Genomic DNA, 18,852 nt, shown 5'->3' with positions numbered 1-18,852 from the left:
CATGAGCGGCAAGCCCCCAGCGATATTTCTCATGGGCCCGACGGCGGCTGGCAAGACTGACCTTGCCATCGAGCTGACCAAGGTCCTGCCGTGCGAGTTGATCAGTGTCGACTCGGCGCTGGTCTACCGTGGCATGGACATCGGTACCGCCAAGCCTTCCAAGGAACTGCTGGCAGCGCACCCGCACCGGCTGATCGACATTCTCGACCCGGCCGAAAGCTATTCTGCCGCGCACTTTTGCACCGATGCCTTGCAAGCCATGGCGGAAATCACCGCACGGGGCAAGATCCCGCTGCTGGTGGGTGGCACCATGCTGTATTACAAGGCCTTGATCGATGGCTTGGCTGACATGCCGCCGGCCGACGCCAGCGTGCGTGCCGAACTCGAAGCACAGGCCCGCGCGCTAGGCCTGGTCGAGCTGCACCGCCAGTTGGCCGAAGTGGACCCTGAGTCGGCGGCGCGCATCCATCCGAATGACCCCCAGCGGCTGATCCGTGCACTTGAGGTTTACCGGGTGAGCGGCGAGAGCATGACGGCTCATCGCCAGCGTCAATTCGCGGAAAGTCGCGGCGCAGACGCAGGCGCTGGCGGACATTTGCCCTATACTGTCGCGAGTTTGGCGATCGCTCCTACAGATCGTCACATTTTGCATCAGCGAATTGCGTTACGATTTTCGCAGATGTTGGAACAGGGCTTCATCGACGAGGTCCGATCGCTGCGAGCCAGAAGTGACTTGCACGCCGGGTTGCCGTCTATACGGGCAGTGGGGTACAGGCAAGTCTGGGACTACCTCGACGGCAGGCTTAGTGAGAATGAGATGCGAGAACGCGGTATCATTGCCACTCGCCAGCTGGCCAAGCGGCAGTTCACCTGGTTGCGCGGTTGGTCTGACGTGCACTGGCTTGACAGCCTCGCCTGCGACAATCTGTCCCGCACCTTGAAATACCTGGGAAGCGTCTCCATATTGAGCTGAGTCCCTGCTAATTGCCGTCTATTCTTGCGAAGGGGCGGCCTAATTTATCGATTTTCTTGATTTTCTATTATTTATCCTTACAGGAGTGCGGCATATGTCAAAAGGGCATTCGCTACAAGACCCTTACTTGAACACTTTGAGAAAAGAAAAGGTTCCGGTTTCCATCTACCTGGTCAACGGGATCAAGCTGCAGGGCTCGATCGAATCTTTTGACCAGTTCGTCGTGCTGCTGAAGAACACTGTCAGCCAGATGGTCTACAAGCACGCTATTTCGACCGTGGTTCCTGCGCGTCCGGTTCGCCTGCCAAGCCCGTCCGATTCCGAACACGGTGACAGCGAGCCAGGCAACGCCTGATAGGAGCCTGCATTGTTCTTTGAGCGCCACGGTGGTGGTGAACGGGCGTTGCTCGTTCACTTGGAAGGTCAGAACCCTGAGGCGCGCGAAGACCCGCAGGAGTTTCAGGAGTTGGCATTGTCGGCCGGGGCGGACATCGTCTCGCTGGTGACCATTACACGGCATCAGCCTACGGCCAAATACCTGATTGGTAGCGGCAAGGTCGAAGAACTACGCGACCAAGTCAAAGCCGATGAGGTCGATCTGGTGATTTTCAATCACACCCTCACGCCCAGCCAGGAACGCAACCTCGAACGTGTCTTCGAGTGTCGCGTGCTTGATCGCACCGGGCTGATTCTCGATATCTTCGCCCAGCGGGCGCGTACCCATGAAGGCAAGCTGCAGGTCGAACTGGCCCAGCTCGAGCACATGAGCACGCGACTGGTACGCGGCTGGACTCACCTTGAGCGGCAAAAAGGCGGTATCGGCCTGCGCGGCCCGGGTGAAACACAGCTTGAAACCGACCGCCGCCTGCTGCGGGTACGCCTGCGTCAGATCAAGGCACGCCTTGAGAAGGTGCGCAGCCAGCGCGAGCAGGCCCGTCGCGGCCGGCGCCGCGCCGATATCCCGTCGGTTTCGCTGGTGGGTTACACCAACGCCGGCAAGTCCACCCTGTTCAACGCCCTGACCCAATCCGAGGTCTACGCCGCCGACCAGCTCTTCGCCACCCTCGACCCGACCTTGCGCCGGCTCGAGCTGAACGACCTTGGGCCGATCGTGCTGGCCGACACTGTCGGCTTCATTCGTCACCTGCCGCACAAGCTGGTCGAGGCTTTTCGGGCTACGCTCGAAGAGTCGAGCAACTCTGACCTGCTGCTGCATGTGATCGACGCGCATGAGCCCGACCGCATGGAGCAGATCGAGCAGGTGTTGGCGGTATTGGGCGAGATCGGTGCCGAAGGCTTGCCGATCCTTGAGGTCTATAACAAACTCGACCTGCTCGAAGATGTCGAGCCGCAGATCCAGCGCGATGCCGATGGCAAGCCGGAGCGGGTCTGGGTATCGGCACGCGATGGGCGTGGCCTGGAGCTGGTTGGCCAGGCGATTGCCGAGTTGCTGGGGGATGATCTGTTTGTCGGTACCCTGTGCCTGGAGCAGCGTTTTGCCCGCTTGCGCGCGCAATTCTTTGCCCTGGGTGCCGTGCAGAGTGAAGAGCATGATGAAGAAGGGCGCAGCCTGCTGAGCGTGCGACTGCCCAAGGTCGAGTTGAATCGTCTGGTCAGCCGCGAAGGCATGGAGCCGCAAATGTTTGTCGAGCAACACACTTTGCAATAAATGCTCGACGAGGTCGCCGGGCAGCAGTGACAGGCATTCTGTAGCATTGGACGGCGCGCCGTGGGCGCGTCTTTGCTTTATCAGATGGAGAGCGCTATGGCTTGGAACGAGCCGGGTGGCAACTCGAACAATCAGGATCCCTGGGGCGGTCGCCGTGGTGGCGGCGGCGGTGGTGGCGATAAAAAAGGCCCGCCGGATCTGGACGAGGCCTTCCGCAAACTGCAGGACAGCCTGAACGGCATGTTCGGCAGCGGCAAGAAACGTGGCGGCGGTGACCGCAATGTCGGCAAGGGTGGCGGCTACGGCCTGCTGGGCATCGGCCTGGCGGTGTTGGCTGCCATCTGGCTGTACAGCGCCGTGTACGTGGTCGACGAGCAGGAGCAGGCCGTAGTGCTGCGCTTCGGCAAGTACTATGAGACGGTCGGTCCCGGCCTGAACATCTACTTCCCGCCCATCGATCGCAAGTACATGGAAAACGTCACGCGTGAGCGTGCCTACACCAAGCAGGGGCAGATGCTGACCGAAGACGAGAACATCGTCGAGGTACCGCTGACCGTCCAGTACAAGATCACCAACCTGCAGGACTTCGTGCTCAACGTCGACCAGCCAGAGGTGAGCCTGCAGCATGCGACCGACAGTGCCCTGCGCCATGTGGTGGGTTCCACCTCCATGGACCAGGTGCTTACCGAAGGCCGTGAGCAGATGGCCGTGGATATCCGCGAACGCCTGCAGCGCTTCCTCGACAACTACCGTACCGGTATCACCGTCACCCAGGTCAACGTACAGAGCGCGGCAGCCCCGCGTGAAGTGCAGGAAGCCTTCGACGACGTGATCCGTGCGCGCGAAGATGAACAGCGTGCCCGCAACCAGGCCGAGTCCTACGCCAATGGCGTGGTGCCAGAAGCCCGTGGTCAGGCCCAGCGCATCATCGAGGACGCCAACGGTTACCGCGATGAAGTGATCGCTCGCGCCAAGGGTGAGGCAGACCGCTTCAGCAAGCTGGTGACCGAGTATCGCAAGGCGCCGGACATCACCCGTCAGCGTCTGTACCTGGAAACCATGCAAGAGGTCTACAGCAACTCGAGCAAGGTCATGGTGGCTACCAAGGACGGGCAGAACAACCTGCTCTACCTGCCACTGGACAAGATGGTCGAAGGCAGCCGCAACACGTCCGTACCGGCCAGCGGTGTATCTGCGTCGGCCAACGATGCGGCCGCGCGTGCGGCGCAGGACCTGCAACAGCAACAACAGCCGCCGCGCACTAGGGAGAGCCGCTGATGAGCAATAGATCGCTGATCGCCCTGATCGCCGCTGTGGTGCTGGCCGTCGTGGCCTGGAACTGCTTCTACATCGTGTCGCAGACCGAACGTGCCGTACTGCTGCAATTCGGCCGTGTGGTTCAGGCTGATGTTCAGCCAGGCCTGCATGTGAAGGTTCCTTACGTGAACCAGGTGCGCAAGTTCGACGCCCGCCTGATGACCCTTGATGCGCCGACCCAGCGGTTCCTGACCCTGGAGAAGAAAGCGGTCATGGTCGACGCCTACGCCAAGTGGCGCGTCAAGGATGCCGAGCGCTTCTACACCGCCACTTCCGGCCTCAAGCAGATCGCCGATGAGCGTCTGTCGCGTCGTCTGGAAAGCGGCCTGCGTGACCAGTTCGGTAAGCGTACCCTGCACGAGGTGGTTTCCGGTGAACGTGACGCGCTGATGGCTGACATCACCGCTTCGCTGAACCGCATGGCTAACAAAGAGCTGGGTATCGAGGTCATCGATGTGCGCGTCAAGGCCATCGACCTGCCGAAGGAAGTCAACCGCAGCGTGTTCGATCGTATGAGCACCGAGCGTGAGCGTGAAGCCCGCGAGCATCGTGCCAAAGGTAACGAGCTGGCCGAAGGTATCCGTGCGGATGCCGATCGTCAGCGCCGTGTACTGCTGGCCGAAGCCTACCGTGAAGCTGAAGAAACCCGCGGTGACGGCGACGCCCAGGCGGCTGCCATCTACGCCAAGGCCTACAGCCAGGACGCTGATTTCTATGCGTTCCACCGTAGCCTGCAGGCGTACCGCGAGAGCTTCTCGAGCAAGAGCGACGTGCTGGTCCTGGACCCGAAGAACGAGTTCTTCCGCTTCCTGGACAAGAGCAAGCCTTGATGCTCTGAGCCCGTTTTCATTGGGGCGACGCCCCGCCTGGCAGCTAAAACACCAGGCGGGGTGCATCCTGAATGAAAAGGGGTGTATGATGAGGCAGCCGGGAAATTTCCCGGCTTTTTTGCGTCTGCAAGGTTGATTGGCAAGCCGCCAGTTGACGGTTTGGTCAGCGCGCAAGGCAATTCGAGGGTATTGGGTACGGTGGCTGCGCTGGGATCAGTGCTGCCCGCTGCTGTGCGCGATACCTGCTTTACTGACGGCTCGCCACAGGCAGGCCGCCCGGACCAGAGGGGAAATGGCGTAATGGCAACGGTAGACCGCTGGCTGCTGCCAGATGGCATCGAGGAAGTACTGCCACCTGAGGCTGCGCGCATCGAGATCGCGCGTCGCCAGGTGTTGGACCTGTTCCAGAGTTGGGGCTACGAACTGGTCGTCACCCCGCATATCGAGTACCTGGAGTCGCTGTTGACCGGCGCCGGCCAGGACCTGGATCAGCGCACCTTCAAGGTGGTCGACCCGCAGTCCGGTCGCCTGATGGGCTTCCGCGCCGACTTCACCCCGCAGGTGGCGCGTATCGACGCCCACACCTTGCGCCGTGAAGGCCCGAGCCGCCTGTGCTATGCCGGCAGCGTGCTGCATGCTCAGCCGCGTGCTCTGTCCACCTCGCGCAGCCCGATCCAGCTCGGTGCCGAGTTGTACGGCGATGCCAGCCCCACCAGCGATGTCGAAGTCATCAGCCTGATGCTCGCCACGCTGCAACTGACGGATGTCGCGGACGTGCACATGGACCTCGGCCATGTCGGCATCTACCGTGGCCTGGCGCGTGCCGCTGGCCTGTCGGGCGCGGTCGAGCAGCAGCTGTTCGACGCCCTGCAGCGCAAGTCGGTCGACGAAGTACAGGCACTGACCGCCGACCTGCCGAAAGACCTGGGCAACATGCTGCGCGCCCTGGTCGAGCTGTGCGGTGGCCGTGAAGTGCTGGCCGAAGCCCGCGTGCGCCTGGGCCGTGCCCCGGCCAGCGTGCTGGCGGCGCTGGACGACCTTTTGGCGATCGCCGATCGCCTGGCGTCGCGCTACCCAGACCTGCCGTTGTACTTCGACCTCGGCGAGCTGCGTGGCTACCACTACCACACCGGCGTGGTGTTCGCCGTGTTCGTGCCGGGAGAAGGTCAATCGATCGCCCAGGGCGGCCGTTATGACGACATCGGCGCTGATTTCGGCCGGGCACGCCCGGCCACTGGTTTCTCCACGGATTTGAAGACCCTGGTCACACTGGGGCGAGCGGAGGTCGTATTGCCAACTGGCGGCATCTGGATGCCCGACAGTGGTGACGCGGCCCTCTGGCAGCAGGTCTGCCAGTTGCGCAGCGAGGGCCAGCGTGTGGTTCAGGCTTTGCCTGGCCAGCCGTTGAGTGCTGCTCTCGAGGCGGATTGTGATCGGCAATTGATTCAGCAAGACGGGCGCTGGCAGGTACTGCCGCTGACCCATTGAGTTTCTGCGTCGGCAAAAGGCCGGCAACCAAGTTTGCGTGAATGAGGACCAATGTAATGGGTAAGAATGTCGTCGTCCTGGGCACCCAATGGGGTGATGAGGGCAAAGGCAAGATCGTCGATCTGCTGACCGAACATGCTGCCGCCGTAGTGCGCTACCAGGGTGGCCACAACGCGGGCCACACCCTGGTGATCAACGGTGAAAAAACCGTTCTGCACCTGATTCCGTCCGGCATCCTGCGTGAAGGCGTTCAGTGCCTGATCGGCAACGGCGTGGTCGTTGCTCCAGATGCCCTGATGCGTGAAATCACCAAGCTGGAAGAGAAGGGCGTACCGGTGCGTGAGCGCCTGCGCATCAGCCCGGCTGCTCCGCTGATCCTGTCGTACCACGTGGCCCTGGACCAGGCCCGCGAGAAAGCCCGTGGCGAAGCCAAGATCGGCACCACCGGCCGTGGTATCGGCCCAGCGTACGAAGACAAAGTCGCACGCCGCGGCCTGCGCGTTGGCGACCTGTTCCACCGTGAGCGTTTCGCTGCCAAGCTCGGTGAGCTGCTGGACTACCACAACTTCCAGCTGGTGAACTATTACAAAGAGCCGGCCATCGACTTCCAGCAGACCCTGGACGAGTGCATGGCCTACGCCGAGCAGCTCAAGCCGATGATGCTCGACGTCACCGCCGAACTGCATAACCTGCGTCGCGCCGGCAAGGACATCATGTTCGAAGGTGCTCAGGGCTCGCTGCTGGACATCGACCACGGTACCTACCCGTACGTCACCAGCTCCAACACCACTGCCGGCGGTATCTCCACCGGTTCCGGCGTTGGCCCGATGTACCTGGACTACATCCTGGGTATCACCAAGGCCTACACCACGCGCGTAGGTTCCGGCCCGTTCCCGACCGAACTGTTCGATGAAACCGGCGCTACCCTGGCCAAGCGTGGCCACGAGTTCGGTTCGACCACCGGCCGTGCCCGTCGTTGCGGCTGGTTCGATGCCGTCATCTTGCGTCGCGCCATCGACGTCAACAGCATCTCGGGCATCTGCCTGACCAAGCTGGACGTACTGGACGGCCTGGAAACCATCAACATTTGCGTTGGCTACAAGAACGAGAACGGTGCTGTCATCGACGCCCCTTCCGACGCCGACAGCTACATCGGTCTGGAGCCGGTGTACGAAGAGATGCCAGGTTGGAGCGAGTCGACCCTGGGTGCCAAGACCCTGGAAGCGCTGCCAGAAGCTGCTCGCGCTTACATCAAGCGTATCGAGGAGCTGGTCGGCGCGCCGATCGACATCATCTCCACCGGCCCGGACCGCAACGAGACCATCGTGCTGCGTCATCCGTTCGCCTGATCCGCTTTTACGGCTGATCTGACGCCGCGGTCCCGAAAGGGGACCGCGGCGTTTTCATTTGTAGGCCTGAACCGGATCTCTGCAGTGGATGTAGGGTCCGTGGAGATCACTGTGGGAGCGGGCTTGTCCCGCGAAAAGGCCCGTGCAGGCAATCACCTTGCTAGACCTTGGCGCATATCCCTGCTGTTCCCGGCATAACCCTTGCTGTAAGAAGTTTCTGTAGATGCCATCAAAATAGTGGCGCCAGAAAACACGAGGGTTACACCGTGTCTGCCATCCTCTCACTGTTACGAAGCCGCCTTTTGCGGCCTGTGTTTGTTGCCCTTGGTATCGCTCTTTTGGTGCAGGTGCTGGTTGCCGTTGCGCTGACCCGAAGCACGGTCACCGCCTTGGAGGCCGACCTGGGCGAGCGCTTGGGCAATGACAGCCGCAAGCTGGCCAACGAGCTGGAGCAAGCTGGGCAGGACGTGCGTTCGGGGCTCGATAGCCTGTCCAGCAGCACTCGTCAGCGTTTGAGCGCAGGGTTGTCGACACGCCTGCAAAACGAGCAGCAGCAACTGCGCACCACGCTGGAAAAGAACCTCAAGGATTCTGCCAACGACATGGCCGAACTGCTGGCTTCGGTCGCCCCGCGGGCTATCTGGGACAACGATGTGCCGGTGCTCTCTGACTTCGCCCGTCGCGCTCAGCGCAACCCCAATGTGCTGTTCGTGGTCTACGACGACGCCCAGGGCCAGCACCTGACCCGCTACCTCAACCGGCAAAACCCGATCAACCAGGCGTTGATGGAAAAGGGGCAGGGCGAGCGGGCGCTGGACAAGGTGATCGATGCGGCGCGCCGCGACCCGGCGGTGTATTTTGTCGAAGCGTCGATCAACCCCAATGGTGCGGAGATCGGCAAGGTGTTGATGGGGGTTTCCACGGCCGGCGTCGATCAGGAGCTCGCAGCCCTTGACCAGCGCTTTACCGCCTTGATCGCCAGTGGGGAGCAGCTGGTGGGTGACAGCCTCGGGGCCGCCGCTGCCGACAGTGGCAAGACCCTGCGCGAACGTCTGCAGACTGCCCAGAGCAGTGCCACCGCGATGCAGGCCAATACCGCGCAGACGGTGCGTGAAGCTGCTGCCGAGCTGCGCTGGCGTATTGGTCTAGGCCTGGTGTTGGTGGGCCTTGGCGTGTTGCTGGTAGTCGCGGTGGTGCTTGGTCGACGGGTGCTCAGCAAGCTGCGCCTGTTGATCACCGCCCTGAACGACCTGGCTGCCGGTGAGGGTGACCTGACCAAACGCGTGACCCTCGACAGTCGCGACGAGATTGGTGACATGGCCTCGGCGGTCAACCGTTTCGTCGACAAGTTGCAGCCCATCGTCCGCGAGGCCGGTGAGGTGGCGCAGCGTACGGGTGTCGAGATTGGCGCCATGGCCCAGCGCAATGCCGGTGCTGACGCCGCTGCTGCGCTGCAGCGCGATGAAGTGGCTGCCAGCCTGCGTGACCTGTCGAGCATGGCCGACGAAGCCCAAGCCGAGAGCCATGCCATGCAGTCCGCCTTGCAGCAGGTGGTGGATATTCGCCAGGCTACAGATGAGAACAGCCGGACTTCGACCCAGCTCGCCGGCCTGATTGAAAGCTTGGCAGGGCAGGTGGAGACCGGCTCGCATGTGATCGAACGGCTGGCCAAGCAGAGTGAGCAGATCGAGGTGGTGCTGACAGTGATCCACGGCATTGCCGAACAGACCAACCTGTTGGCATTGAATGCGGCCATCGAGGCGGCGCGTGCTGGCGAGACGGGGCGCGGCTTTGCCGTGGTGGCTGATGAAGTGCGCGCGTTGGCGAGCAAGACGCAAAGCTCGACCGGGGATATCCAGGCGCATATTGCTGCGCTGCAGAAAGGCGCTAAAGAAGCTGTGGCCACCATCAGCCAGGCAGGGCTCAAGGCCAGCGAAGGGTTGTTGGTGTTGCGCGAGAACGAGCGCCGCCAGCAGTCGGTGCAGGCGGCGGTCGAGCAAGTGCATGCGGCGATCGGGCTGGCTACCCGCGCGGCCGAACAGCAGGCGCATGGCGCGCAAGCGGTGCGCGGCCGGGTGGAGACCATCCACGCCCAAGCCGAACGCTCGGCTGAAGTGGTGATGCAGACCACGGCCAGCAGCAAGGTACTGGATGACCTGGCAGCGCAGCTGCGGGCCAGCCTGGGGCAGTTCAGGGCGTAACGCCCCCCTTTGAGGGGGCGCTCCTACACAACTCACGCCTTGTTGAGGTACATCCGTGTGGTCAGCAGGTACACCGGCAACCCCGAAACCACGATCAGCAGTGCGGCGTAAGGCGCTGCCGCCGCGAACTCGACGTTGGCGGTATGCGCCCAGACCTCAGTGGCCAGGGTGGTCATGCCGGTCGGGCTCAGCAGCAGTGTGGCCGTCAGCTCTTTCATGGCATCGAGGAACACCAGGGCGAAGGCTGCGGCCAGGGCCGGGAAGATGATCGGCAAGGTCACCCGGCAGAACGCTGTGAAGCTGCTCGCGCCCAGGGTGCGGGCAGCCTCTTCGAGCGTCGGCGAAGCCTTGTTCAAGGCGGTGCGTACCGGCGCCTGGGCCAGCGGCAGGAACAGCAGTGCGTAGGCCAGCAGCAACAGGGCAGTGGTCTGGTACATCGCAGGCACGTAGTGCAACGCGAAGAACACCAGCGTCAGCGCGATCACCAGGCCCGGCAGGGCATGCAGCAGGTACGGCAGGCGTTCAGCCCAGATCGCCAGGCGGCCCTTGTAGCGCACCACCAGGAAGCTGATCGGCAATGCCAGCAACACACAGAACCCTGCGCCGCCAAGCGACACCGACAACGAGGTGAGCAGCGCCTTGGAGATTTCGGCGACCGGGAACGCCGCCGACGAGCCAACACTCAGCCAGTAACCGAGCATGGCCAGCGGAATGCCGCTGCCCAGTACCGCCAGGCCCACGCAGAACAGCTGCGCCAAGGGCGCCCAGCCGCGCAAGCGCACAGGCTGTGCCCGGCGTGCCACGCCTTGGCCGATGCGTACGTGGCGGGCCTTGCCACGCACGCGCAGTTCCAGCCACAACATGATCATGCACAGTGCCAGCAGCACAGCCGAGAGCATGGCTGCGTTGGCGTTGCTGAATTCCAGCTCGAACTGCTGGTAGATCGCCGTGGTGAAGGTCTGCAGGCCGAGGATCGACAGTGCGCCAAATTCCACCAGCATGTGCAGGGCAATCAGCAGGGCGCCGCCCAGCATCGAGGGCCACAGCAGCGGCAGGGTCACCTTGATGAACACGCCCCAACGGCTGCATCCCAGCGTACGCGCCGACTCTTCAAGCGAGGTGTCGACGTTGCGCAGGGTGGCTGCCACCGGCAGGAACACCAGCGGATACTTGGACAAGGCCATGACCAGAATGGCCCCGCCGAGGCCTTCGAAGTCCGAGCTCAGCGACACCCAGGTGAAGCTGCTGACGAATGACGGCACCGCAAACGGCAGGCACAGCACCACGCCCCACAGGCGACGCCCCGCCAGGTTGCTGCGTTCGAGCAGCCAGGCCAGGGCCAGGCCGACCACCATGCACACCAGCGTCACCCCGAACATCAGCATCAGGGTGTTGCGCATCAGGCCCCAGACGAATGGGCGCCACAGCAGGTGCAGGGCTTCTCGCCAGCCTGCTTCCCAGGCTTTGAGGGCGACATACGCCAGTGGCAGCAAACTCATCGCCACCAGGAACAGCACAGGCAGCACCACCCAGATCGAGGGGCGCTTGCGGCGCGGCACGAAACGTACCGGCGCCGGCTCGGACAGGGCGGCAGTCATCAGAGCAGACCGACCTCACGTTCAAGTTCCAGGGCTTCTTCGGCATTGCCAAGGTCGGCCGGGGAGATCTTCGGTGGGCGCAGGTCTTCAAAAGGCTTCAGGCCACGGTCAGAAACCATGCCCTTGTGCAGTGGATACTCGGCGGTGGTCTGAGTGATCACACGCTGGCCTTCTTCGCTGGCCATCCAGTTGAGCAGGGCCTGAGCTTCTTTCGGGTGCTTGCTGGCCTTGACCGCAGCGGCGCCGGAGATGGTCACCAGGCCACCGGCATCGCCGTCGGCCAGGTAATACAGCTTGGAGTCCAGCTTGCCGCGCTCACGCTCCAGGGCGTACCAGTAGTAGTTGTTCACCAGCACGGCGGCGACTTCGCCTTTTTCCACAGCCTTCAGGGCGACCATGTTGTTGGTGTAGGTCTTGCCGAAAGCCTTCAGGCCGGTCAGCCACTCTTCGGCCGCATCACGCCCGTGCATCTTGAGGATGGCTACAGCCTGTTCCTGGAAGGCGCCACTGGTCGGCACGAAACCGACACGGCCATCCCATTCAGGGTCGGCGAAGTCCATGACCGATTGCGGCAGGTCTTTCTCGTCGATTTTCTTCGGGTTGAACACCACCACGCGGGTGCGCGCGGTGACGCCCATCCACGTGCCGTTGGCGGCTACGTATTCCTTGGGCAGCATGTTCAAGGTGGCGTCGTCGATTTTTGCCAGCAAGCCCAGCTCACCCAGGTTGTTCAGGGGGGGCGACTCTTCGGTATAGATGATGTCGGCCGGCGAGCGCTCGCCTTCTTCGATGATCTGGCTGGCCAGCTGGTTGCTACTGCCCTTGCGGATATTGATATGAATGCCAGTCTTGGCCTCGTAGGCCTTGGCGATGGCCTCGCCGATTTCCTTGTGCTGGCCGTTGTACATGGTCAGTGTGACCGGGGCGTCTGCCATGGCGGCCGGGGCGCCGATCACCAGGCTCAATACAGCGGCGGCCAGGGTGCGCATCAGCGGTTGCGGACGGATCGTCATGCGGGTACTTCCTCGCTTACGGCTACATATTTGGAAACAATGGTAAACGAAATCGTTTCTCAAGTGGCCGTGTGACAAGAAATTCATGGGCAGACGATCGTCGGGCAGCTGAATTTTTTTGGCCGGAGGGGAGGGCGTAGCGTGTGGGGCAAAAAACGCAGGCAAGAAAAAACCCACTAGCAAGCTAGTGGGTTTTTATATGGTGCCCAGGAGAAGACTCGAACTTCCACGACCGTTAAGTCACTGATACCTGAAACCAGCGCGTCTACCAATTCCGCCACCTGGGCAAAGCTTTACATCAGCTGATGAAGGCGACTATCGTTCGCTTTCACACAGTAGTAATAGATCCTTGGTCATCTATTACTTGATAATACTTGGTGCCCAGGAGAAGACTCGAACTTCCACGACCGTTAAGTCACTGATACCTGAAACCAGCGCGTCTACCAATTCCGCCACCTGGGCACACATTTCGTCGAGGTCACATGATGCTTTACATCGCGTTTCATCTCAACTACAACGTCGTCTGTCCGTCGTTGTGGTGCGCACTATACGGACGGTCCTGAGGGCTGTAAACCCCCTGATCAAAAAAAATTTCAAAATTTTCAACTTGTTGATTCTTCAGCCCTATTACACCTTCCTCGGCTCATCGCCGGGGGGCTGTCCAAGGCTGTCATTTCCGGTTTCAATACGCCTATGCCAGAATTCCTATCTATATACCCCAAGGTGAACCCCTTCTGATGGCCGATTGGCAATCCCTCGATCCCGAGGCCGCTCGCGAAGCGGAAAAATACGACAACCCTATCCCCAGCCGTGAGCTGATCCTCCAGCGTCTTGCCGATCGTGGCGAGCCGGCCGCCCGCGAGGAGCTGGCGGCAGAATTCGGTCTGTACGAGGAAGACCAGATTGAAGCCCTGCGCCGCCGCCTGCGTGCCATGGAGCGCGACGGCCAGCTTATCTATACCCGGCGTGGCACCTATGCCCCGGTAGACAAGCTGGACCTTATCTGTGGCCGCATTTCCGGCCACCGCGACGGTTTTGGCTTCCTCATCCCTGATGACAAGAGCGACGACCTGTTCCTCAGCCCTTCGCAGATGCGCCTGGTATTCGATGGCGACCGCGCCCTGGCGCGTGTGTCCGGCACCGACCGCCGTGGCCGCCGTGAAGGTGTCTTGGTAGAAGTCATCTCCCGCGCGCATGAAAGCGTGGTCGGGCGTTACTTCGAAGAGGGCGGTATCGGCTACGTGACGCCGGACAACCCGAAGATCCAGCAAGAAGTGCTGGTGACCGCCGGTCGCAATGGCGGCGCCAAGATTGGCCAGTTCGTCGAGATCAAGATCACGCACTGGCCCACCCCGCGCTTCCAGCCGCAAGGCGATGTGATCGAAGTGATCGGCAACTACATGGCGCCGGGCATGGAAATCGACGTTGCCCTGCGCAGCTATGACATTCCGCACGTCTGGCCCGATGACGTGGTCAAGGAGGCGCGCAAGTTCCGCTCCGAAGTGGAAGAGAAGGACAAGGAAAAGCGCATCGACCTGCGCCACCTGCCTTTCGTCACCATCGACGGCGAAGATGCCCGCGACTTCGACGATGCGGTGTATTGCGAGCCGCTGGGCAAGCTGCGCCTGTTCTCCGGTGGCTGGCGCCTGTACGTGGCGATTGCCGACGTTTCCAGCTACGTGCGCCTGGGTTCTGCCCTGGACGTCGAAGCCCAGCAGCGTGGCAACTCGGTGTACTTCCCCGAGCGCGTGGTGCCGATGCTCCCCGAAGAGCTGTCCAACGGCCTGTGCTCGCTGAACCCGCACGTCGATCGCCTGGCCATGGTCTGCGAAATGACCATCAACAAAGCCGGCCAGATGGTCGACTACCAGTTCTACGAAGGCGTAATCCACTCCCATGCCCGCCTGACCTACAACAAGGTCAGCAGCATGCTCGAGCATGCCCGCACCCGTGAAGGGAAGGCGCTGCGCGAGGAGTACAAGGAAGTCCTGCCGGACCTGAAGAGCCTCTACGCGCTCTACAAGGTGCTGCTGGACGCGCGCCACACCCGCGGCGCGATCGACTTCGAGACCCAAGAAACCCGCATCATCTTTGGCGATCAACGCAAGATCGCCGAAATCCGCCCGACCGTGCGCAACGATGCCCACAAGCTGATCGAGGAATGCATGCTGGCGGCCAACGTGGCCACCGCCGAGTTCCTGCAGAAGCACGGCGTGCCGGCCCTGTACCGCGTGCACGATGGCCCGCCGCCGGAGCGCCTGGAAAAACTGCGCGCCTTCCTCGGTGAGCTGGGCTTGTCGTTGCACAAGGGCAAGGACCCGTCGCCGAAGGACTACCAGGCCCTGCTGGCGAGCATTTCCGAGCGCCCAGACTTCCACCTGATCCAGACCGTGATGCTGCGCTCGCTGAGCCAGGCGGTTTACAGCACCGACAACAACGGCCACTTCGGCCTGAATTACGAGGCTTACACCCACTTCACCTCGCCGATTCGTCGTTACCCGGACCTGCTGGTGCACCGTGCCATCCGCAGCATCATCCGTTCCAAGGTGGATACCCCGCACGTCAAGCGTGCTGGCGCCATGAGCATTCCCAAGGCGCGTATCTACCCGTACGACGAGAACACCCTCGAGCAACTCGGCGAGCAGTGCTCGATGACCGAACGCCGTGCCGACGAGGCGACGCGCGATGTGGTCAACTGGCTCAAGTGCGAGTTCATGAAGGACCGTGTGGGCGAGACCTTCCCGGGTGTGATTACCGCGGTGACCGGTTTCGGCTTGTTCGTCGAACTGACGGACATCTACGTAGAAGGCCTGGTGCACGTCAGTGCGCTGCCGGGCGACTACTACCACTTCGACCCGGTTCATCATCGCCTGTCCGGCGAGCGTACCGGGCGCAGCTTCCGCTTGGGCGACACGATCGAAGTCAAGGTCATGCGCGTTGACCTGGACGAGCGCAAGATCGACTTCGAAGTCTCCGAGAAGACCCTCAGCGGGCCGATCGGTCGCAAGCAGCGCGGCGCCGCGGCGTCCGCAGACGGCAAGCCCGAGCAGCCGCAACCGGCCACCGAGGCGAAAGCCACGCCCAAGCCGCGCAGCCGCAAGAGCGAGGCGTCCGAGGCCTACTTCCCTAAAGATGCCGTGCAGCGCAACGCTGAAGTGCGCAAGAGCCGCGAGATGAAGAAGGCGTTGATGACCGACGCTCGCAGCAGTGCCGGCAGCAAGTCGGAGAAGGGTGGCAAGCCATCCGGCAAGCCGACCAAGCATCGCAAAGGCCCGCCGAAGTCCGGTGCGCCCCGCAAGAGCAAGAGCAAGTCATGAGTCAGCTGGAAAAGATCTACGGCGTACACGCCGTGCAGGCGTTGTTGCAGCACCACCCCAAGCGGGTCAAGCAGGTCTGGCTGTCGGAAGGGCGCAGTGAGCCGCGCCTGCAGAAGCTGCTGGAGCTGGCCGCAGAAAACCGCGTAGCGGTCGGCCAGGCCGAACGCCGCGAGTTGGATGCCTGGGTCGAAGGTGTGCACCAGGGTGTGGTCGCCGAGGTCAGCCCGAGCCAGGTGTGGGGTGAGTTGATGCTTGAGGAGTTGCTCGAGCGCACCGAAACGCCACCGCTGATTCTGGTCCTGGACGGCGTCACCGACCCGCACAACCTCGGCGCCTGCCTGCGCACCGCCGATGCCGCCGGCGCAACGGCGGTGGTGGTGCCCAAGGACAAGTCAGCGACCCTGACGCCGGTGGTGCGCAAGGTGGCCTGCGGTGCTGCGGAAGTGATTCCGTTGGTGGCCGTGACCAACCTGGCGCGCACGCTTGAAAAGCTTCAGCAGCGTGGCCTGTGGGTGGTCGGCACGGCCGGTGAGGCCGAGCAGGAAATCTACCAACAGGACCTGACCGGGCCGCTGGTGATGATCATGGGGGCAGAAGGCAAAGGCATGCGCCGCCTGACCCGTGAGCATTGCGATTTCCTGGTCAAGTTGCCGATGGGCGGTAGCGTCAGCAGCCTGAACGTTTCGGTGGCGACCGGCGTTTGCTTGTTCGAGGCAGTGCGCCAGCGTCAAGCCAAGCGCTGATTCATACCTGTGCGGGCCTCTTCGCGGGCAAGCCCGCTCCCACAGGGTTCGGTGAGATCTCTGTAGGCGCGGGCTTGCCCGCGAAGAGGGCGGTGCAGGCTAACGTGTTTCTGGCTGTTCAAATAATCGCCAATTACCTTGCTTGTCCGCCCCGCCTTCTCTACAATTGCGCCCCTTGCCGAGCTGGCAGGCGCTCATGTGCCTCCCCTCCATGGCAAGACATACAGTGTCATTCACTCCTTGTCTGACCAGCGTTCTGGCAGACTACTAACCCGTAAGGAGCATTCATGCGTCATTACGAAATCATCTTTCTGGTTCACCCGGACCAGAGCGAGCAAGTCGGCGGCATGGTTGAGCGTTACACCAAGCTGATCGAAGAAGATGGTGGCAAAATCCACCGCCTGGAAGACTGGGGCCGTCGTCAACTGGCCTACGCAATCAACAATGTTCACAAGGCTCACTACGTGATGCTGAACGTTGAGTGCACCGGCAAGGCCCTGGCCGAGCTGGAAGACAACTTCCGCTACAACGATGCCGTGATCCGTAACCTGGTCATCCGTCGTGACGAAGCCGTAACCGGTCAGTCCGAGATGCTGAAGGCAGAAGAGAACCGCAGCGAGCGCCGTGAGCGTCGTGAGCGTCCTGAGCATGCTGACTCCGCCGAAGGCGATGACAGCAATGACAGCGACTCCAGCGATAACGCTGACGAGTAATCCACGGACCTTTTGAGGAGCCTATTACATGGCACGTTTCTTCCGTCGTCGTAAATTCTGCCGCTTCACTGCTGAAGACGTGAAAGAGATCGACTTCAAAGATCTCAACACCCTGAAAGCTTACGTATCCGAAACCGGCAAGATCGTTCCAAGCCGTATCACCGGTACCAAAGCTCGTTATCAGCGTCAGCTGGCTACCGCTATCAAGCGCGCCCGCTTCCTGGCCCTGCTGCCCTACACCGACAGCCACGGCCGCTGAGACCGGGTCGTCGACAAGCAGTAAGGGATAAGCATGCGAGCGTTAGCTGATTTCATCATGCGCGGTCGTGTGCAGGCCACCCTGGTGGTGGTCATCAGTGCAGTGTTACCGCTGTTGTTCTGGTTGAGTGCCGCTGCCGGAAGCCTCGTGCTTCTGCGGCGCGGGTTCAAGGATGCTTCAACGGTCATCGCGTTTGGGCTTTTGCCCGCGGTGGCCATCTGGGCCTTTGGCGACCCCAGTACCTTGCTGGTGCTGTTGGGGACGCTGGGGCTGGCCGCCTTGTTGCGTGCCGGGCATTCCTGGAGCCGGGTGTTGATGTTCAGTGTTGTGTTGGGGCTGGTTTACAGCCTCATCCTGGACACGGTACTGCGTGAAACCTTCGAAGTGTTGGCCAAGGCGCTTGTACAAGCCCTGCCACAAATCGAAGGCAAGCCGGTGATCCCCGGTGAGCTGATCGGCCCTGTGCTGGTCGCTTCAACGGCGGTGATGCTGCAGCTGTTCAGCGTGCTGGCTTTGATGCTGGCGCGTTATTGGCAGGCTGCGTTGTACAACCCTGGAGGCTTCGGCCGCGAGTTTCGCGCCCTGAAGTTGCCGCGGGTAGCCATGCTGGCTTTGGTGGCCATGATGGTGCTGGGTCCGTTCATCGGGCCGCAGTTCATCGTCCTGGCCTCTGCGTCCAGCCTGGTGCTCGTCCTGGCCGGCATCGCCTTGATGCATGGGCTGGTGGCAAAGGGCCGATTGGCCGGTTTCTGGCTGGTAGGCATGTACGTGACGCTGCCGCTGATCATGCAGCTGATTTATCCGTTGCTCGTGGTTTTGGCCATTGTCGACAGCCTGATTGATTTTCGCGGTCGCAAGTCCCCTGAGGGGAATGACTCCGCGAACGGTGAAGGTTAAAAGTTAAGAGGTTTTACCAAATGGAACTGATCCTGCTGGAAAAAGTCGCTAACCTGGGCAACCTGGGCGACAAAGTAAAAGTTAAGGCTGGTTACGGCCGTAACTTCCTGCTGCCATTCGGCAAGGCCACCGTTGCCAACGCCGCCAACCTGGCTGCGTTCGAAGAGCGTCGCGCCGAGCTGGAAAAAGCAGCTGCTGACCGTAAATCGTCGGCTGAAAGCCGCGCTGCCCAACTGGCTGAGCTGGAAGTGACCATCACTGCCACCGCTGGTGACGAAGGCAAGCTGTTCGGTTCGATCGGCACCCACGACATCGCTGACGCCCTGACCGCCTCTGGCGTTGAAGTGGCCAAAGCTGAAGTTCGTCTGCCGAACGGCACCATCCGTCAGGTTGGCGAATACGACGTAGCCGTGCACCTGCACAGCGACGTTGAAGCCACCGTACGTGTGGTCGTCGTAGCTGCCTAAGCTGCGCTGACTGGCTGG

Annotated in this window: 16 protein-coding genes, 2 tRNA genes and 1 pseudogene; 15 read left to right on the top strand and 4 right to left on the bottom strand. The window is 61.8% G+C overall.

Translation table 11 applies throughout. The features are described from left to right. The first annotated feature begins 1 nt into the window (after window position 1). From miaA to ACMCNM_RS25170, 9 genes and pseudogenes are all read left to right on the top strand, one after another. Window positions 2–973, top strand: coding sequence for a tRNA (adenosine(37)-N6)-dimethylallyltransferase MiaA (miaA, locus tag ACMCNM_RS25210; RefSeq protein ID WP_099430581.1), 972 nt, complete (start codon window positions 2–4; stop codon window positions 971–973). A gap of 94 nt (window positions 974–1,067) precedes the next feature. Next, a complete protein-coding gene (gene hfq, locus ACMCNM_RS25205; protein ID WP_003258160.1) occupies window positions 1,068–1,328 on the top strand; it encodes an RNA chaperone Hfq in 261 nt (86 codons plus the stop codon). 12 nt (window positions 1,329–1,340) lie between these two features. Continuing rightward, the gene (gene hflX / locus ACMCNM_RS25200; protein ID WP_027592531.1) at window positions 1,341–2,642 is read left to right on the top strand and encodes a ribosome rescue GTPase HflX; all 1,302 of its coding nucleotides are present in this window, start codon (window positions 1,341–1,343) and stop codon (window positions 2,640–2,642) included. A 96-nt stretch (window positions 2,643–2,738) separates the two neighbouring features. After that, window positions 2,739–3,920, top strand: coding sequence for an FtsH protease activity modulator HflK (gene hflK, locus ACMCNM_RS25195; protein WP_186677361.1), 1,182 nt, complete (start codon window positions 2,739–2,741; stop codon window positions 3,918–3,920). Beyond that, window positions 3,920–4,789 carry a protease modulator HflC gene (gene hflC / locus ACMCNM_RS25190; RefSeq protein ID WP_186677364.1) on the top strand — a complete coding sequence of 290 codons (870 nt, stop codon included), beginning with the start codon at window positions 3,920–3,922 and terminating at the stop codon, window positions 4,787–4,789. The genes hflK and hflC overlap by 1 nt, the downstream gene beginning before the upstream one ends. A 300-nt stretch (window positions 4,790–5,089) precedes the next feature. Beyond that, window positions 5,090–6,277 (top strand): ATP phosphoribosyltransferase regulatory subunit, encoded by a 1,188-nt coding sequence (locus ACMCNM_RS25185; protein ID WP_027592534.1) that lies wholly within the window; start codon window positions 5,090–5,092, stop codon window positions 6,275–6,277. A 56-nt stretch (window positions 6,278–6,333) separates the two neighbouring features. Further along, complete coding sequence (locus ACMCNM_RS25180; protein ID WP_027592535.1) at window positions 6,334–7,626, top strand: adenylosuccinate synthase; 1,293 nt, start codon at window positions 6,334–6,336, stop codon at window positions 7,624–7,626. 602 nt (window positions 7,627–8,228) lie between these two features. Further along, a pseudogene (locus ACMCNM_RS25175) lies at window positions 8,229–8,921 on the top strand (methyl-accepting chemotaxis protein); the annotation flags it as partial. Window positions 8,922–8,942: 21 nt separating this feature from the next. Continuing rightward, the gene (locus ACMCNM_RS25170) at window positions 8,943–9,827 is read left to right on the top strand and encodes a methyl-accepting chemotaxis protein (protein ID WP_412765959.1); all 885 of its coding nucleotides are present in this window, start codon (window positions 8,943–8,945) and stop codon (window positions 9,825–9,827) included. Between the two features lie 32 nt (window positions 9,828–9,859). Here the strand turns inward: ACMCNM_RS25170 and ACMCNM_RS25165 are convergent, their stop codons facing one another. From ACMCNM_RS25165 to ACMCNM_RS25150, 4 genes are all read right to left on the bottom strand, one after another. After that, window positions 9,860–11,425, bottom strand: a complete 1,566-nt coding sequence (locus ACMCNM_RS25165) for an ABC transporter permease (RefSeq protein WP_027592537.1) — start codon at window positions 11,423–11,425, stop codon at window positions 9,860–9,862. After that, complete coding sequence (locus ACMCNM_RS25160) at window positions 11,425–12,438, bottom strand: extracellular solute-binding protein (RefSeq protein WP_085272310.1); 1,014 nt, start codon at window positions 12,436–12,438, stop codon at window positions 11,425–11,427. The genes ACMCNM_RS25165 and ACMCNM_RS25160 overlap by 1 nt, the downstream gene beginning before the upstream one ends. 200 nt (window positions 12,439–12,638) lie before the next feature. Continuing rightward, a tRNA-Leu gene (locus ACMCNM_RS25155) sits at window positions 12,639–12,725 on the bottom strand. An 88-nt stretch (window positions 12,726–12,813) separates the two neighbouring features. After that, window positions 12,814–12,900, bottom strand: a tRNA-Leu gene (locus ACMCNM_RS25150). Between the two features lie 275 nt (window positions 12,901–13,175). On the opposite strand from ACMCNM_RS25150, the gene rnr reads away from it, so the two are divergent. The 6 genes from rnr to rplI all read left to right on the top strand — a co-directional run bounded on the left by rnr (window position 13,176) and on the right by rplI (window position 18,834). Continuing rightward, complete coding sequence (gene rnr / locus ACMCNM_RS25145; protein WP_085272311.1) at window positions 13,176–15,755, top strand: ribonuclease R; 2,580 nt, start codon at window positions 13,176–13,178, stop codon at window positions 15,753–15,755. Continuing rightward, window positions 15,752–16,498 carry a 23S rRNA (guanosine(2251)-2'-O)-methyltransferase RlmB gene (gene rlmB / locus ACMCNM_RS25140; protein WP_027592540.1) on the top strand — a complete coding sequence of 249 codons (747 nt, stop codon included), beginning with the start codon at window positions 15,752–15,754 and terminating at the stop codon, window positions 16,496–16,498. The genes rnr and rlmB overlap by 4 nt, the downstream gene beginning before the upstream one ends. A 287-nt stretch (window positions 16,499–16,785) precedes the next feature. Further along, a complete protein-coding gene (gene rpsF, locus ACMCNM_RS25135) occupies window positions 16,786–17,211 on the top strand; it encodes a 30S ribosomal protein S6 (protein ID WP_003249557.1) in 426 nt (141 codons plus the stop codon). Between the two features lie 28 nt (window positions 17,212–17,239). Beyond that, window positions 17,240–17,470: a 30S ribosomal protein S18 gene (gene rpsR, locus ACMCNM_RS25130; RefSeq protein WP_003249563.1), complete on the top strand. Its 231-nt coding sequence runs from the start codon at window positions 17,240–17,242 to the stop codon at window positions 17,468–17,470. 33 nt (window positions 17,471–17,503) lie between these two features. Next, on the top strand, window positions 17,504–18,367 hold the full coding sequence (locus ACMCNM_RS25125; RefSeq protein WP_412765628.1) for a hypothetical protein: 864 nt from the start codon (window positions 17,504–17,506) through the stop codon (window positions 18,365–18,367). A 20-nt stretch (window positions 18,368–18,387) separates the two neighbouring features. After that, window positions 18,388–18,834 (top strand): 50S ribosomal protein L9, encoded by a 447-nt coding sequence (gene rplI, locus ACMCNM_RS25120; protein WP_012316464.1) that lies wholly within the window; start codon window positions 18,388–18,390, stop codon window positions 18,832–18,834. Window positions 18,835–18,852 lie beyond the last annotated feature (18 nt).

The organism is Pseudomonas sp. NGC7, assembly GCF_047159675.1.
Lineage (GTDB): Bacteria > Pseudomonadota > Gammaproteobacteria > Pseudomonadales > Pseudomonadaceae > Aquipseudomonas > Aquipseudomonas kermanshahensis.
The sequence above is the reverse complement of the archived record's forward strand: the minus strand, read 5'-3'. Positions and strand labels throughout refer to the sequence as shown.